The organism is Skermanella sp. TT6 (assembly GCF_016653635.2).
GTDB lineage: Bacteria > Pseudomonadota > Alphaproteobacteria > Azospirillales > Azospirillaceae > Skermanella > Skermanella cutis.
The window spans coordinates 3,389,082-3,404,040 of record NZ_CP067420.1 but is presented as its reverse complement, the minus strand read 5'-3'; the positions used below and the strand labels follow the sequence as shown (position 1 = coordinate 3,404,040).

Genomic DNA, 14,959 nt, shown 5'->3' with positions numbered 1-14,959 from the left:
CTCTAAGTGTCGCCGTTTCGACGGACGACCGCGACTGGGGAAGAGACCATGACCGCCTTGATCATGCCGCACCATGGCAAGTCACCTGCCATCCACGAGAGTGCCTTCATCGCGGATACCGCGGTGGTGATCGGCGACGTCGAGATCGGCGAGGAGTCCGGGATCTGGTTCGGCTGCGTGGTCCGGGGCGACGTCAATGTCGTCCGGATCGGTGCGCGCACCAACATCCAGGACGGCGTGGTGATCCATGTCGCCTCAAGGGGGCAGGGGACCTATATCGGCGACGACATCACCATCGGCCACATGGCCCTGCTGCATGCCTGCACCCTGGAGAGCGGCTGCTTCGTCGGCATGAGGGCCTGCCTGATGGACGGCTCCTACGTGGAGACCGGCGGCATGGTGGCCGCCGGCGCCTTGCTCACTCCCGGCAAGCGGGTCCGCAAGGGGGAGCTCTGGGCGGGAACGCCCGCGCGCTTCATGCGCGAGGTCACGGCGGAGGAGACCGCCTTCTTCCCGCGGTCGGCCCGTCAGTATGTCGACCTGGCGGCCAGCTACCGGCGGCCGTGACCGCCCCAGCGACATCCGGGACGCTGCGGGGCGCATGCTGCGCCCGCGCCGCCCGGCTTCTCCTCAGGTGATCCTGACCGCGACGTAGGAACCGGGGGCATCCTCGATCGCCGGCAGTCCGCCCGCGCCGGGAACCCGCGCCGCCACCTTGCCGCCGCCATGCTTCGACAGCCAACGCTGCCATTCCGGCCACCAGGAACCCGGGTTCTGCTTGGCGGTCGCCAGCCAGTCGTCCGGGGCCTTGGGCAGCTTGGCGTTGGTCCAGTAGCAGTATTTCTCCGCGGCGGGCGGGTTGACCACGCCGGCGATGTGGCCCGAGGCCGACAGGACGAACTTGATCGGGCCGGAGAAGGTCTGCGTCCCGGCATAGGTCGATTTCCACGGCGCGATGTGGTCCTCGCGGGTGGACAGCATGAAGACGGGCGTCTTGATCTTCCGCAGGTCGATCGGCTCGCCCTTGAGGCTGATGCCGCCCGGCTGGATCAGCAGGTTCTTCTGGTACATGTTGCGCAGGTAGAAGCTGTGCATCCGAGCCGGCATGCGGGTGGAATCGGAGTTCCAGTACAGCAGGTCGAACGGGAACGGGTCCTTGCCCAGCAGGTAGTTGTTGACCACGAAGGACCAGATCAGGTCGTTGGCGCGCAGCATGTTGAAGCTGGTCGCCATGGTGCTGCCGTCCAGGTAGCCCTTCTCGTTCATCTTCTCCTCGAGCATCTGGAGCTGCTCTTCGTCGATGAAGACGGACAGCTCGCCGGCCTCGGAGAAGTCGGTCATGGTCGTGAAGAAGGTCGCGCTGGTGATCCGCTCGTCGCCCTTCGCCGCCATGTAGGCCAGCGTGGAGGCGAGCAGGGTGCCGCCCAGGCAATATCCTATGGCGTTGACTTCCGCCTCGCCGGTCGCGAGCTGGATTTGGTCGAGCGCGGCCAGCGGCCCCTCGACCATGTAGTCCTCGAAGCTCTTGGCGGCCAGCTCCTCGTCGGGGTTGACCCAGGACACCATGAAGACGGTGATCCCCTGGTCGACCGCCCACTTGATGAACGAGTTTTTCGCGCGCAGGTCGAGGATGTAGTACTTGTTGATCCACGGCGGCACGATCAGCAGCGGACGGCGCAGCACCTGCTCCGTCGTCGGGCTGTACTGGATCAGCTGCATCAGGTCGTTCTGGTAGACGACCTTGCCCGGGGTCGAGGCGATGTTCCTGCCGACCTGGAAGGCGTCGTAGTCGGTCATCCGGATGCTGAGCTGGCCCTTGCCGCGCTCCAGGTCGTCCAGCAGGTGCTCCAGGCCCTTGACCAGGTTCTCGCCGCCGGACTCCATGGTCGCGCGCAGCACCTCCGGGTTGGTCATGACGAAGTTGCTGGGCGCCATCGCGTCGACGAACTGGCGCGTGTAGAAATCGACCTTCATGGCCGTCTTGTCGTCCAGCCCGTCGACGCCGCGGACGCTCGACTGCATGAAACGGGCGGTCAGCAGGTAGGACTGCTTGATGAAGTCGAACAGCGTGTTCTCGTCCCAGGCGCTGTCCTTGAACCGGCGGTCGTCCTTGGCCGGCAGGATCACCGGGTCGGCTTCCTGGCCCAGGAAACGCTGGGTGGTGCGCTGCCACAGGGTCATGTAGTCCTGCCACAGCGACATCTGGGCCTGCATCAGCTTGACCGGGTCGGCCATCATCCGCGTGGTCATCTCGATGAAGGCATGGCCGATGTTCAGCGGATCGGTCGACGGGGCATGGTTCCCGTCATGGACCTGCCGGGCCAGGAACTCGGATACCAGATGCTGGCTGTGCTCGGCGATCCGGGCCATCGCCCGGCTCAGTTCGACGGGATCGGGGAACTTCACGTCGGAGCCTTGCGTTTCGGCTCCATGCGTTTCGGCCATGTTCTTCGGTCCTCTGCGACTCTAAAATGATCTTGCGTTCGGCCGCTGCTGTCTGTGGAAATGCCGAACGCGGAATGCCGGGCTTGATGGAACGCGCACTTTGATACAACATCGGCGTAATTTTTTCAGCGCCGTGATACTGCGGCGTATGATTCCGGCGCATTCCGCCCGCGCCCAAACGACGCACGGGGGAACTCGGGAACCTCCGCCATGGGAGACTATGACGGCAATGGGTGACAGAAAATATAAAATGGCGACGAAATGACCGGCCCAATCCCGAACCAGCATCAGCATTCCCGCCCGCGCCGGCCGGCCGCCTGGCGTCTCATGGCCGCCGCGGCCCTGCTGGCCGGCACGGCCGGGTGCGCCAACAGCCCCGTGCTCGACCTGCTGGGCGGCGGCGCCGGCCTGCCGCCCGAGGGGGCGGAGCAGGGGCTGATCCGGCGCGCCACCGACGAGGACAAGACCTGGCCCAACCTCGCCAGCGTGCCGCCCCGGCCGACCGCGTTCAGCAAGCCGGCGGAGCGGCAGGCCCTGCTTGACAGGCTGAAGGTCGAGAGGGGCGAGGACCTGGCCTCCGGCGCCGACCTGGAGGCCCGGGCGCCGGTCGCCCCGGCGCGGCAGGCGCCGCCGACGCTTCCCCAGATGGGCGGCGACGTTCCGCCGCCGGTCAGCGCCATCCAGATCCCGCAGGCCCCGCCCGCGGCCCCCTGAGCCTCCTTCCCCCAAGGCTATCTTTTGGAGTGACGCCGCCGCCGAAAAATCTCGATTCCGGAGCGTCGGGGCGGTACATACTGGCTCCCCGCTCCGGTCCGGCCGAAATGCCGCGGCCGGATGGGGCGGCGCGCTTTTTTCAGGCGCCCGTATCTCCAGGTTTTCGGGGCACCCATGACGGATAGCGAATTCCACCGGATCAAGAGATTACCGCCGTATGTGTTCGCGGAAGTGAACGCCATGAAGGCGCGAGCCCGGGCCGCAGGCGAGGACATCATCGATTTCGGCATGGGCAATCCGGATCTGCCGACCCCGCCGCACATCGTGGAAAAGCTGATCGAGGCGGTGCAGGACCCGAAGACCCACCGCTATTCCAACTCGCGGGGCATCCCCGGCCTGCGGCGGGCGATCTGCTCCTACTACAAGAAGCGCTTCAACGTGACGCTCGACCCGGAGAGCGAGGCGATCGTCACGATCGGATCGAAGGAGGGGCTGGCCAACCTGGCGCAGGCGATCACCAGCCCGGGCGACATCATGCTGGTGCCCAATCCCAGCTACCCGATCCATCCCTTCGGCTTCATCCTGGCCGGCGCCGCGATCCGGCACCTGCCGATCGGGCAGGGCTACAGCTTCATGGAGTCGCTGGAGCGCGCGGTGAAGCACAGCGTGCCCAAGCCGCTGGCGGTCGTGCTGAACTACCCGTCCAACCCCACGGCGGAGGTGGTCGACCTCGACTTCTACCGGCCGATCGTCGAGTTCTGCCTGAAGCACGGCATCTACATCCTGTCCGACCTGGCCTATTCCGAGATCTATTTCGACGACGTGCCGCCGCCGTCGATCCTGGAGATCCCGGAAGCGCGCGAGATCGCGGTCGAGTTCACGTCGATGAGCAAGACCTATTCAATGCCCGGCTGGCGCATCGGCTTCGCGACCGGCAACAAGAAGCTGATCACGGCACTGGCACGCATCAAGTCCTACCTGGACTACGGCGCCTTCACCCCGATCCAGGTGGCGGCCGCCGCCGCGCTCAACGGCCCGCAGGACTGCGTCGCCGAGGCTCGGGCGATCTACAAGGCGCGCCGCGACGTCCTGATCGAGGGGCTGGCCGCGGCGGGATGGCAGGTGCCCAGCCCGCCGGCCAGCATGTTCGCCTGGGCGCCCATCCCGGCCCAGTTCGCCCATCTCGGCAGCCTGGAGTTCAGCAAGCTGCTGCTCCAGGAGGCTAAGGTCGCGGTGGCGCCCGGCATCGGCTTCGGCGAGTACGGCGACGGCCATGTCCGCCTGGCGCTGGTCGAGAACCAGCATCGGATCCGGCAGGCCTGCCGCAACATCCGGCTGTTCTTCCAGGAGGCGGGCATCGCGCCGCAGGGTACCGTCCGCCGAACCCCGGTTCCCGCCGGCGCCAAGCAGCGGGCCGCGTCGTGACGGCCCCGCTGAAGATCGGGGTCGCCGGCCTGGGCACCGTCGGCGGCGGCGTCCTGAAGCTGCTGGACCAGCATGCCGACCTGCTGGCCGGGCGGAGCGGCCGGCGGATGATCGTCACCGCGGTCAGCGCGCGGACCCGCGGCCGCGACCGCGGCGTGGATCTCAGCGGCGCCCGCTGGTACGAGGACGCGACAGCGCTGGCGGCCGACCCCGACGTCGACGTCGTGGTCGAGCTGATCGGCGGGTCCGAGGGCATCGCCCGCGAACTGTGCGAGACCGCGCTGTCCCGCGGCAAGCATGTCGTAACCGCCAACAAGGCGCTGCTGGCGGTCCACGGCACCGGCCTCGCCCGGCTGGCCGAGGAGCACGGCGCCGTCCTGGCCTTCGAGGCGGCGGTGGCCGGCGGCATCCCGGTGATCAAGGGCCTGCGCGAGGGGCTGGCGGCCAACGGGATCAAGGAAGTCCACGGCATCCTGAACGGCACCTGCAACTACATCCTGACCGAGATGCGGGAGACCGGGCGCGAGTTCGGCGACGTCCTCGCCGAGGCGCAGAAGCTGGGATACGCCGAGGCGGACCCCAGCTTCGACATCGACGGCGTGGACGCCGCCCACAAGCTGGCGATCCTGACCTCCGTCGCGTTCGGCTGCGCGGTGGACTTCGGGTCCGTCCATATCGAAGGCATCCGGCACATCTCCGCGCTGGACATCGACTATGCCCGGGAACTGGGATACCGGATCAAGCTGCTGGGCATCGCCCGGCGCTACAACGGCAATGTCGAGCAGCGGGTCCATCCGGCCATGGTGCCGATCGATTCGCCGATCGCGTCGGTCGACGGGGTGTTCAACGCCGTGGTCGCCGACGGCGACTTCGTCGAGAAGGTCACCTTCGTCGGCCGCGGCGCCGGGGCCGGACCGACCGCGTCCGCCGTGGTCGCCGACCTCGTGGACGTCGCGCGGGGCAGGATCTCCCCGGCGTTCGGCGTCCCGTCCGGACGGCTTGAAAGCGTCCGCGCCGCCCCTCCCGAGGAACGCCGAGGAGCGTACTACCTGCGCCTCATGGTGGTCGACCGCCCCGGCGTGATAGCAGAGGTGGCGGCGGCGCTGCGCGACGAGAATGTTTCCATGGAATCGTTCCTGCAGCGCGGCCGTGCGCCGGGCGAAGCGGTTCCCGTCGTGTTGACTACCCACGATACCGACGAGGCGTCCATGCAGCGGGCGCTGGAGTCGCTGTCGCGGTTGGAAGCGGTGCTGGAAGCGCCGCGGATGATTCGCATCGAGCAGTTCTGAGTCACGTCCGACGGGTCGGAGGCCCGGAAAACAGGGCTCCGGCGGAAATTCAATCGGTTGAGGAAATTGGGGAAGAACCCCAGGGGGAAAAACGATGGTAGAGCAAGCAGCGCGTCAGATGGACCGCAACCTGGCCCTCGAGGTCGTACGCGTCACCGAGGCGGCCGCCCTGTCGGCATCGCTGCTGATCGGCCGCGGCGACGAGAAGCTGGCCGACCAGGCGGCCGTGGACGCGATGCGCCAGGCGCTGAACAGCCTGGCGATCGACGGCACCGTCGTGATCGGCGAGGGCGAGCGGGACGAGGCGCCGATGCTCTATATCGGCGAGAAGGTCGGCACCGGCGGCCCCAAGGTCGATATCGCCCTCGACCCGCTGGAAGGCACCACCATCACCGCGACCGGCGGCCCGAACGCGCTGGCCGTGGTCGCCATGGCGGAGGAGGGCGGCTTCCTGAACGCGCCCGACGTCTACATGGACAAGATCGCGGTCGGCGGCAACCTGCCCGAGAACGTCGTGGACCTGGACGAGACGGTCGCCAACAACCTGAAGAACCTGGCGAAGGCCAAGGGGGCCGAGGTCTCCGAGCTGCTGGTCTGCATCCTGGACCGGCCGCGCCACTCGGAGCTGATCGCCAAGGTCCGCGAGGCCGGCGCCCGGATCATGCTGATCTCCGACGGCGACGTTTCCGGCGTGATCGCGACCTCCCAGCCGGAGAGCGGCGTGGACATGTACATGGGCAGCGGCGGCGCGCCGGAAGGTGTCCTGGCGGCGGCGGCCCTGCGCTGCATCGGCGGCCAGTTCCAGGGCCGCCTGCTGTTCCGCAACGACGACGAAAAGGCCCGGGCGGCGCGCTGGGGCGTCACCGACCTGACCCGCAAGTACGAGCTGAACGATCTCGCCAGCGGCAACGTGATGTTCGCCGCCACCGGCGTCACGACCGGCACCATGCTGCGGGGCGTGCGCCGCTTCGCCGGCGGGGCCGTGACCCACTCGATCGTCATGCGCTCGAAGAGCGGCACCGTCCGGATCGTCGAGGCGCACCACAATTTCCGCCGCAAGACCGGGTTCGGTCCCTCGGATAAGTGAGTTCGCAACAGGCCTTCCTGAACGTATCCCGCTCGCTGGGCGGTCGGCGCTGGGTCGCCCGGCCGTCCGACGAGCGGACCGCCCTGGCGCTCGCCCAGAGCCACGGCCTGCCGGAACTGGTCGGCCGCGTGCTCTCGGCGCGCGGCGTCGACCTGCCGACGGCGGACAATTTCCTGTCGCCGACGCTCAAGGCGATGCTGCCCGACCCCAGCGACCTGAAGGACATGGACGCAGCGGCCGACCGGATCGCGCGGGCGATCCGGTCCGGCGAACGGGTGGCGGTGTTCGGCGACTATGACGTGGACGGCGCCACCTCCTCGGCCCTGCTGCGCCGTTTCTTCCGGGCGGCCGGGGCGGAGCTGTCCGTCTATATTCCGGACCGGATCTCCGAAGGCTACGGCCCCAACGCGCCGGCCCTGCTCCGGCTGAAGGACTCGGGCGTCAGCCTGGTTGTCACGGTCGATTGCGGCGTGACCGCCTTCGATCCGCTGGCCGCCGCCGCCGGGGCCGGGCTCGACGTCGTCGTGGTCGACCACCACGCCGCGGAGCCGCGCCTGCCCCGGGCGGTCGCGGTGGTGAACCCCAACCGGGTGGACGAGGACTCGCCGCACAAGACCCTGGCCGCGGTCGGCGTCACCTTCCTGCTGGTCGTGGCGGTCAACCGCGTGCTGCGGGATGCCGGCTGGTGGTCGAACGGCCGGAAGCAGCCGGACCTGATGGGCTGGCTCGACATCGTGGCCCTGGGCACGGTGTGCGACGTGGTCCCGCTGGTCGGCCTCAACCGCGCCCTTGTCAGCCAGGGGCTCAGGGTGATGGCGCGGCGGGCCAATCCGGGCATCACGGCGCTGTCCGACCTGTGCAAGCTGGCGGAGAAGCCGGACGCCTGGCACGCCGGCTATATCCTGGGGCCGCGGGTGAACGCCGGCGGCCGGGTGGGCGCGTCCGACCTGGGCGCCCGGCTGCTCTCGACCGACGATCCGGCCGAGGCCGCTGAGCTGGCGCGCATCCTCGACCAGCACAACACCGAGCGCCGCGCGATCGAGGCCACCGTGGTCGAGGAAGCCATGGTCCAGGTCGAGGCGGCGCTGGAGGACCTGGGCGGCCTGGTCTTCGCGGTCGGCGAGGGCTGGCACCCCGGGGTGATCGGCATCGTCGCCGCCCGCCTGAAGGAGCGGTACAACCGGGCGGCCTGCGTCGTGGCGCTGGACAAGGGCATTGGCAAGGCGTCCGGCCGGTCGGTCCGCGGGGTCGACCTGGGGGCGGCGGTGATCGCCGCGCGCCATGCCGGCCTGCTGATCGCCGGCGGCGGCCACCGGATGGCGGCCGGTTTCACCGCGGCGGCCGAGCGGCTTCCGGAGCTGAAGCGATTCCTGTCCGACCGCATCGCCGCCCAGCAGGAGGGCGGACCGCTCGCCCCGACGCTGGAACTCGACGGCGTGCTGTCGGTGGGAGGGGCCACGCCCGACCTGGTCGGCACGCTCGCCAAGTTGGGTCCCTTCGGCACCGGCAATTCCGAGCCCCGCTTCGCGCTGGCCGACGCCCGGATCGCCCATGCCAGCGTGGTCGGCGAGAACCATGTCCGCTGCATCCTGACCGGCGGAGGGGGAGAGCGCCTGAAGGCCATCGCGTTCCGCGCGCTCGACAGCGACCTTGGCAAGGGCCTGCTGAAGAGCGGCGGCGCGCCGCTGCATGTCGCCGGCCACCTGCGCCCCGACAACTGGCAGGGCCGCAACGAGGTCCAGCTGATGATCGAGGACGCGGCCCCGGTCTGGGGAGGGAACTGAACCCTTGCCGGGGCGGAGATATTTCCCGCAGAAACTTCGCCGCCCCAGCAAAAACCGCCTTGATTTACCCCCGTCGCCCGGCTATCCATCCACTCACTTCAGCGCCTCGTCCCCTTCGTCTAGAGGCCTAGGACACCGCCCTTTCACGGCGGCGACACGGGTTCGAATCCCGTAGGGGACGCCAACCATTCCAAGGGGTTGGCGATCGTACGGCGGAAGCATTCCACAAACTTCCCGCGAAGCGCGCTCGGCGGGTGAAGCCCGTGACGTAGCCACCCCGACACCTCTCCGGGGCAGGGGCGTCCCCCGGCGGCAGTCGCCCGGCCACTGGCAAGTCGGCGCAAGTCCGGGCGGGACCGGATCGGCGGCAGGGGCTAGTATCGGCCGCCGGTTGGATTTTCCCCGCAGACCGCCTATACTCGCGGCATGGATCGGGAACAAGTCATCGCCACGCTGCGCGCCCATGAGCCGGAACTCCGCCACCGGGGTATCCGCCATGCCGCCCTGTTCGGCTCGGTCGTGCGCGGCGAAGCCAAACCGTCCAGCGACATCGACCTCCTGATCGACCTCGACCCCGAAGCACCGATCGGCGTCTTCGAGTATGTCGAGTTGACCGACTTCATCGGGGGCCTGTTCCCCGTCCGGGTCGACGTCGCCAACCGCGCAAAGCTCAAGCCGCACGTTCGGCCTTGGGCTGAGCGCGAGGCGCTCTATGCCTTCTGACCGAACCCGCCAAGCCCTCCTGGACATCCTCGAAAATGGCATGCTGGCACGCTCCTTCGTGGCCGGGATGGAGTTCGACGCCTTTGCCGACGACCGGCGCACCTTCTACGCCGTCACCCGTTGCTTGGAAATCATCTCTGAAGCCAGCCGCCGCCTGGAAGAGCCGCTGCGTGCCCGCCATCCGGAATTGCCCTGGCGGGCCATCATGGGCAGTGGAAACGTCTACCGGCACGAATATGACAACGTGGCTGAATCCTTTGTCTGGCGCACCGTCCGGGACAGTCTTCCGGGACTACTGGCCGTCGTCGATCGGGAACTCAACCAGCGCACGGACCCCGACGGCGCCGCTTCCGGACGACCGCCTCCGGAGTGATTCCTCTGCCTGCCTGCCCAGGGTTGGCGCCGGCCTCCCGAGCGCGCCGTGATCTTCAAGTCTTCAAGGACTGGCAGGTTGCAGGACACCCTATGGGTCAATGCTCACCCTGCCGTGGCTGAACGGCCGTACGATGACCCGAAGATAGAATATTCCTGGACTGCACTTCCGTTACACTGATCGAAACGACAGTGTTCATGGAGTCGGCCATGCGCTTGTTTTCTCTTTGCGTCCTCACAGTTCTGGCCATGGCTATTGCGTCTGACAGCGCGCATGCCTGCCCGAAGGGCTATCGGCCCTGCGGGAACTATTGCTGTGGCCAGTGACGGGGCCGGTGCCGCCATGGGGATGACGCGATCGACCCTGCTGAAGCTGGTCGCGGCCGTTATCGCCATCGGCGTCCCGACGGTCGGGTTCTTCGTCGCTTCGGCGCAGAACCGGCCGGCCAACGCGATGCGGGAGTCCATCCAGGAACTTGGCTTCTACCCCGTCGTTCCGCCGACGACGCTGGTGGGGCCCGGCTCGGTCTATCATGTCACTCGGGACGGCCGCTTCTACAGGACCATCTGCCGGGCGGATGAGACCGACGTCGGCAAAGTGCTCGTCCGATCTCCCAGCGAGGAAACCATCGCCCACGAGCTCCAGCAAGGCGAATACAAGGCAGGTGGGCAGGTCGCCGATTTCCTGAACGCCAGGCTGGGCCGGAACATCGTCGAGACGGTCACTTACAGGTTGTCCGACGTGGCCATGCTGGAGATCCCGCTTGACAAGAACGAGGAGATCTTCGTCAAGCTGACGGCCGAGCCCGGCTGCAAGGCCTGGGTGGACCGGCTGCTCGACGAGAAGGAATTCGTCTGCCAGGGGCAGTCGGTCCTGATAGCGAGCGTCCAATACAGCCTGAAGACCCGCGCCGGAGGCGATATCCGGACCGAGGTCAGCGCGCCCGAAATGTCGGAGATGACGTCGAAGCTGGCGGAGGCGGTCATCGAGACGCCGAAGGCCCTGGTGAACGCGGATCTGCGGATCGAGGGAGGCAAGATCGTCTCCGGTTCCGGATTGAGCTACGGCGTCAAGGTAAACCCCGTCTGCGCGACCCGTCCCGACGACTGGTACCCGCGGCGCATTCCGTGGTCGCTCTATGGGCGGGCGAAGAATTTCGTCTTCATAGACCTGCTGGGGGGATAGCCGCCGGCGTGTTCCACGGGTGGCGTTCCACGCCTGGACGGCGCCGGTTCTGCCGGACGCCGCCGTTCGGTCATGACGGTGGGGCGGGCGCGCACATCCCGTCCGCCATGAACCGGTCCGCCCACTTCCGGCTTTCCGCGAGCTCGGCGAAGAGCCATTCCCGGAAGCTCTTGACCTTCGGCAGGTCCGTCTTGGAGCGCAGGGTCACGAAACCGTGCCCCTGGAACGTCATGACGTCGCCGGCGAAGGGAACGACCAGCTTGCCGGTCCGCAGTTCCTGCTCGGCCAGCAACAGGCTGTCCAGGCAGACGCCCAGCCCGTCCACGGCGGCGCTGATCGCCATGAAGGAGCGGTCGAACCGGGGACCCCGCTCCAGGTCGAGACGCACCTTGCGGTGGCGCCGCGCCCAGTCGCGCCAACCGAGTATCGTGATCTCGGAATGGATCAGCGTGTGGTGGGCAAGGTCGGCCGGCTTGCGGATCGGCTTGATCCCGCCGGCCAGCGACGGGGAGCACATCGGCACGATCAGGTCGTCCGGGAAGGGGACCATCACGGTGCCCGCGGCGGGCGGACCGGGATTGTAGCGGATTTCCACGTCCACGGCGCCCTGGCCCAGGTCGATGACCTCCACGGAGGCGTGAAGGCGGATATCGATCCCGGGATGATGCTCCCCGAACTGCGTCAATCTCCTCATGAGCCACTGGGACGCGAAGCTCGGCGTCGAATGGACGGTCAGGACGGCGCTCATGCCGGCGACCTCGGCGTGGCGCGTGGCGGCATCGATGCGGGCGAAGGCGGCGATGACCTCGGTCGCGAGATGCCGGCCCGCATCCGTCAGGACCACCGCGCGATGGACCCGGTGGAACAGGGAGATTCCAAGCTGCTCCTCCAGGAGCTTAACCTGATGGCTTACCGCGGAAGGCGTGACGGCCAATTCCTCCGCTGCGGCCGCGAAGGAGCCGAGCCGGGCGGCGGCCTCAAACGCTTGAATGGACTTGATGGACAGCCTGTTTCGCATCGCCGCATTCAGATGAATTGAATTCAACAATAGGCATTATTATTCATTTGAGCAGCTAATCTCAAGAATTTAGATTCGGATCAACGGCCGGGCACGCAATCCAAGAGACTTTTCCAGTGTCCTTGAAAGCGATCCCAGGCGCTGCGCCGATCGGAACGCGCGAAGCGGCCGCCGGATACAACGGTCATCAAAAGGAGGGGAAATGCTGCTGTCCAACAAGGTCTGCGTCATCACGGGGGCGGCCTCCAAGCGCGGCATCGGGCGGGCGATCGCCAAGCTGTTCGCCCTGCATGGCGGACGCTCGATCATTCTCGATCTCGACGCGGCACAGGCCTCGGCCGCCGCGTCCGAACTGGGGGAGGCCCATCGCGGCATCGCCTGCGACGTGACCGACAAGGACGCCTGCATCGCCGCGCTGGACCGGGTGGTCGGCGATTTCGGCCGGGTAGACGTCCTGGTCAACAATGCCGGCATCACCCAGCCGCTGAAGTTCATGGACATCGCACCCGGCAATTACGACGCGGTGCTCGACGTCAGTCTCCGCGGCACGCTCTACATGAGCCAGGCCGCGATCCCGCACATGCGCAAGCAGCGCTCAGGCTCCATCGTCTGCATGTCGTCGGTTTCCGCCCAGCGCGGCGGCGGCATCTTCGGCGGACCGCACTACAGCGCCGCCAAGGCCGGGGTCCTCGGCCTCGCCAAGGCCATGGCCCGCGAACTGGGTCCGGACGGCATCCGGGTCAACTCGATCGCGCCCGGCCTGATCCAGACCGACATCACCGGCGGCAAGCTGACCGACGACCTGAAGGCCGAGATCCTGAAGGGCATCCCGCTCAACCGCCTCGGCGACGCGGAGGACGTGGCCCGGGCCTGCCTGTTCCTGGCCTCGGAGCTGTCCTCCTACGTCACCGGCGCCACCATCGACGTCAACGGCGGCATGCTGATCCACTGACGCGCGGGGCCGTGCCCGCACGGCCGCCGTCCCCCGACGCCGCCCCCGACGTCGACGACGCTGGAGAGAACCATGCAGACCAATCCACTGGGACACAACGTGGACCTGGCCGAACGCGCCTACCGCATCCGCCGCAACGCGCTGCTGATGGGCGAGGTCCAGGGCCAGGGCTATATCGGCCAGGCGCTCGACATCGCCGACGTGCTGGCCGTCTCCTACTTCCACGCCATGCGCTATCGCCCGGAAGATCCCCACTGGGAGGAGCGCGACCGCTTCCTGCTGTCGAACGGCCACTACGCCATCGCGCTCTACGCCGCCCTGATCGAGGCCGGGATCATCCCCGAGGAGGAGCTGGAGACCTACGGCAGCGACGGCAGCCGGCTGCCCATGTCGGGCATGGCTTCCTATACGCCGGGCATGGAGATGTCCGGCGGCTCGCTCGGGCTGGGGCTGTCGATCGCCGTCGGCATGGGCCTGGGCCTCAAGCGCAAGCAATCGTCCTCCCGCGTCTATACCCTGTTCTCCGACGGCGAGCTGGACGAAGGGTCGGTCTGGGAAGCCATCATGTCGGCCGCCCATTGGAAGCTCGACAACCTGATCGGGATCATCGACGTCAACAACCAGCAGGCCGACGGCCCGTCCACCCAGGTGATGGCGTTCGAGCCGCTGGTCGAGAAGCTGGAGGCCTTCGGCTGGTTCGTCCGGCGGGTGGACGGCAACGACATGGATGCCGTGGTCGCCGCCTTCGACGCCGCCCGCGACCATCCCGAGCCCAAGCCCCGCATGATCGTCTGCGACACCCGCATGGGCCGGGGCGTCCCGTTCCTGGAGGCTCGCGAGAAGAACCACTTCATCCGCGTCGACGAGCACGAATGGCAATTGGCCCTCGAGGCCCTCGAAGCCGGGAGGAACGCATGACACCCGCCACCGACACCAATACCGGCGCCGGTCCCAAGGTGCGCCTGAAGACCTCCGCCATGATCGCCTCGATCGCCGCCGAGGGCCAGCGCACCAAGCCGGCGCCCTTCGGCAACGCCCTGGCCGAGCTGGCCAAGGACCGGCCGGAGATCGTCGGCATGACCGCGGACCTCGGCAAGTACACCGACCTGCACGTCTTCGCGAAGGCCTGTCCGGACCGGTATTACCAGATGGGCATGGCCGAGCAGCTGCTGATGGGAGCCGCGGCCGGCATGGCGCACGAGGGCTTCGTGCCTTTCGCCACGACCTACGCGGTGTTCGCCTCGCGCCGCGCCTATGATTTCATCCACCAGACGATCGCCGAGGAGAACCTCAACGTCAAGCTGGCCTGCGCCCTGCCGGGACTGACCTCCGGCTACGGGCCGAGCCACCAGGCGGCGGAGGACTTGGCGCTGTTCCGCGCCATGCCCAACATGACCGTGATCGATCCCTGCGACGCGCTCGACATCGAGCAGGCCGTGCCGGCGATCGCATCCCACCAGGGACCGGTCTATATGCGGCTGCTGCGCGGCCACGTGCCGCTGGTGCTGGACGAGTACGACTACCGCTTCGAGCTGGGCAAGGCGAAGCTGCTGCGCGACGGCGCCGACGTGCTGGTGATCTCCTCCGGCATCCTGACGATGCGCGCCCTGGAAGTCGCCAGGACGCTGGAGGCCGACAGGATCGGGGTCGCGGTGCTGCACGTGCCGACGATCAAGCCCCTGGATACCGAGACGATCCTGCGCGAGGCCTCGCGCTCCGGGCGCATGGTGGTGGTGGCCGAGAACCACACCGTGATCGGTGGCCTGGGCGAGGCGACGGCCGGCGTGCTGCTCCGCTCCGGCGTGACTCCCAAGTTCCGCCAGATCGGCCTTCCGGACGAGTTCCTGCTCGCCGGGGCTCTGCCTACGCTGCACGACCGCTACGGCATCTCCGCCGAGGCCATGGCGCGCAGCATCAAGGGCTGGCTATAAGCCCCGCCCCCGGGCTCCCTGCGGCGGCCATCG

General features: G+C 67.9%; 14 protein-coding genes and 1 tRNA gene. 13 read left to right on the top strand and 2 right to left on the bottom strand.

Going from position 1 to position 14,959, the window contains the following annotated elements; genetic code table 11:
• The first annotated feature begins 48 nt into the window (after positions 1 to 48).
• A complete protein-coding gene (locus IGS68_RS16100; RefSeq protein WP_201071091.1) occupies positions 49 to 567 on the top strand; it encodes a gamma carbonic anhydrase family protein in 519 nt (172 codons plus the stop codon).
• Positions 568 to 630: 63 nt separating this feature from the next.
• Here IGS68_RS16100 and IGS68_RS16095 read toward each other — a convergent pair whose 3' ends face one another.
• Positions 631 to 2,445, bottom strand: coding sequence for a PHA/PHB synthase family protein (locus IGS68_RS16095; RefSeq protein WP_201071089.1), 1,815 nt, complete (start codon positions 2,443 to 2,445; stop codon positions 631 to 633).
• Positions 2,446 to 2,706: 261 nt separating this feature from the next.
• On the opposite strand from IGS68_RS16095, the gene IGS68_RS16090 reads away from it, so the two are divergent.
• From IGS68_RS16090 to IGS68_RS16050, 9 genes are all read left to right on the top strand, one after another.
• Positions 2,707 to 3,159 carry a hypothetical protein gene (locus tag IGS68_RS16090; protein ID WP_201071087.1) on the top strand — a complete coding sequence of 151 codons (453 nt, stop codon included), beginning with the start codon at positions 2,707 to 2,709 and terminating at the stop codon, positions 3,157 to 3,159.
• Between the two features lie 174 nt (positions 3,160 to 3,333).
• Positions 3,334 to 4,584, top strand: a complete 1,251-nt coding sequence (locus tag IGS68_RS16085) for an LL-diaminopimelate aminotransferase (RefSeq protein ID WP_201071085.1) — start codon at positions 3,334 to 3,336, stop codon at positions 4,582 to 4,584.
• Positions 4,581 to 5,873, top strand: a complete 1,293-nt coding sequence (locus tag IGS68_RS16080; protein ID WP_201071083.1) for a homoserine dehydrogenase — start codon at positions 4,581 to 4,583, stop codon at positions 5,871 to 5,873. The genes IGS68_RS16085 and IGS68_RS16080 overlap by 4 nt, the downstream gene beginning before the upstream one ends.
• Positions 5,874 to 5,991: 118 nt before the next feature.
• A complete protein-coding gene (gene glpX / locus IGS68_RS16075; protein WP_201081379.1) occupies positions 5,992 to 6,960 on the top strand; it encodes a class II fructose-bisphosphatase in 969 nt (322 codons plus the stop codon).
• On the top strand, positions 6,957 to 8,744 hold the full coding sequence (recJ, locus tag IGS68_RS16070) for a single-stranded-DNA-specific exonuclease RecJ (protein WP_201071081.1): 1,788 nt from the start codon (positions 6,957 to 6,959) through the stop codon (positions 8,742 to 8,744). The genes glpX and recJ overlap by 4 nt, the downstream gene beginning before the upstream one ends.
• 108 nt (positions 8,745 to 8,852) lie before the next feature.
• Positions 8,853 to 8,928, top strand: a tRNA-Glu gene (locus IGS68_RS16065).
• A 242-nt stretch (positions 8,929 to 9,170) separates the two neighbouring features.
• Complete coding sequence (locus IGS68_RS16060) at positions 9,171 to 9,467, top strand: nucleotidyltransferase family protein (protein ID WP_201071077.1); 297 nt, start codon at positions 9,171 to 9,173, stop codon at positions 9,465 to 9,467.
• Positions 9,468 to 9,507: 40 nt separating this feature from the next.
• Positions 9,508 to 9,840, top strand: coding sequence for a HepT-like ribonuclease domain-containing protein (locus tag IGS68_RS16055; RefSeq protein WP_201071074.1), 333 nt, complete (start codon positions 9,508 to 9,510; stop codon positions 9,838 to 9,840).
• Positions 9,841 to 10,155: 315 nt separating this feature from the next.
• A complete protein-coding gene (locus tag IGS68_RS16050) occupies positions 10,156 to 11,025 on the top strand; it encodes a hypothetical protein (protein ID WP_201071071.1) in 870 nt (289 codons plus the stop codon).
• A 70-nt stretch (positions 11,026 to 11,095) separates the two neighbouring features.
• On the opposite strand, the gene gcvA is transcribed toward IGS68_RS16050, so the two are convergent.
• Positions 11,096 to 12,043 (bottom strand): transcriptional regulator GcvA, encoded by a 948-nt coding sequence (gcvA, locus tag IGS68_RS16045; protein WP_201071068.1) that lies wholly within the window; start codon positions 12,041 to 12,043, stop codon positions 11,096 to 11,098.
• 202 nt (positions 12,044 to 12,245) lie between these two features.
• Between gcvA and IGS68_RS16040 the strand changes: the two genes are divergently transcribed.
• The 3 genes from IGS68_RS16040 to IGS68_RS16030 all read left to right on the top strand — a co-directional run bounded on the left by IGS68_RS16040 (position 12,246) and on the right by IGS68_RS16030 (position 14,926).
• Entirely contained in the window at positions 12,246 to 12,995 is a 750-nt protein-coding gene (locus IGS68_RS16040; RefSeq protein WP_201071065.1) for an SDR family NAD(P)-dependent oxidoreductase, read from the top strand.
• A 72-nt stretch (positions 12,996 to 13,067) separates the two neighbouring features.
• Positions 13,068 to 13,913, top strand: coding sequence for a transketolase (locus IGS68_RS16035; RefSeq protein ID WP_201071063.1), 846 nt, complete (start codon positions 13,068 to 13,070; stop codon positions 13,911 to 13,913).
• Positions 13,910 to 14,926, top strand: a complete 1,017-nt coding sequence (locus tag IGS68_RS16030) for a transketolase family protein (RefSeq protein WP_247880895.1) — start codon at positions 13,910 to 13,912, stop codon at positions 14,924 to 14,926. Before IGS68_RS16035 ends, IGS68_RS16030 begins: the two co-directional genes overlap by 4 nt.
• The last annotated feature ends 33 nt before the right edge of the window (positions 14,927 to 14,959 follow it).

Coding starts and splice junctions, on each gene's coding strand:
- IGS68_RS16055 (WP_201071074.1), top strand. CDS start 9,508: ATGCTGGCACGCTCCTTCGTGGCCGGGATGGAGTTCGACGCCTTTGCC.
- IGS68_RS16030 (WP_247880895.1), top strand. CDS start 13,910: ATGACACCCGCCACCGACACCAATACCGGCGCCGGTCCCAAGGTGCGC.
- IGS68_RS16085 (WP_201071085.1), top strand. CDS start 3,334: ATGACGGATAGCGAATTCCACCGGATCAAGAGATTACCGCCGTATGTG.
- IGS68_RS16035 (WP_201071063.1), top strand. CDS start 13,068: ATGCAGACCAATCCACTGGGACACAACGTGGACCTGGCCGAACGCGCC.
- IGS68_RS16060 (WP_201071077.1), top strand. CDS start 9,171: ATGGATCGGGAACAAGTCATCGCCACGCTGCGCGCCCATGAGCCGGAA.
- IGS68_RS16090 (WP_201071087.1), top strand. CDS start 2,707: ATGACCGGCCCAATCCCGAACCAGCATCAGCATTCCCGCCCGCGCCGG.
- IGS68_RS16100 (WP_201071091.1), top strand. CDS start 49: ATGACCGCCTTGATCATGCCGCACCATGGCAAGTCACCTGCCATCCAC.
- IGS68_RS16040 (WP_201071065.1), top strand. CDS start 12,246: ATGCTGCTGTCCAACAAGGTCTGCGTCATCACGGGGGCGGCCTCCAAG.
- IGS68_RS16095 (WP_201071089.1), bottom strand. CDS start 2,445: ATGGCCGAAACGCATGGAGCCGAAACGCAAGGCTCCGACGTGAAGTTC.
- glpX (WP_201081379.1), top strand. CDS start 5,992: ATGGACCGCAACCTGGCCCTCGAGGTCGTACGCGTCACCGAGGCGGCC.
- gcvA (WP_201071068.1), bottom strand. CDS start 12,043: ATGCGAAACAGGCTGTCCATCAAGTCCATTCAAGCGTTTGAGGCCGCC.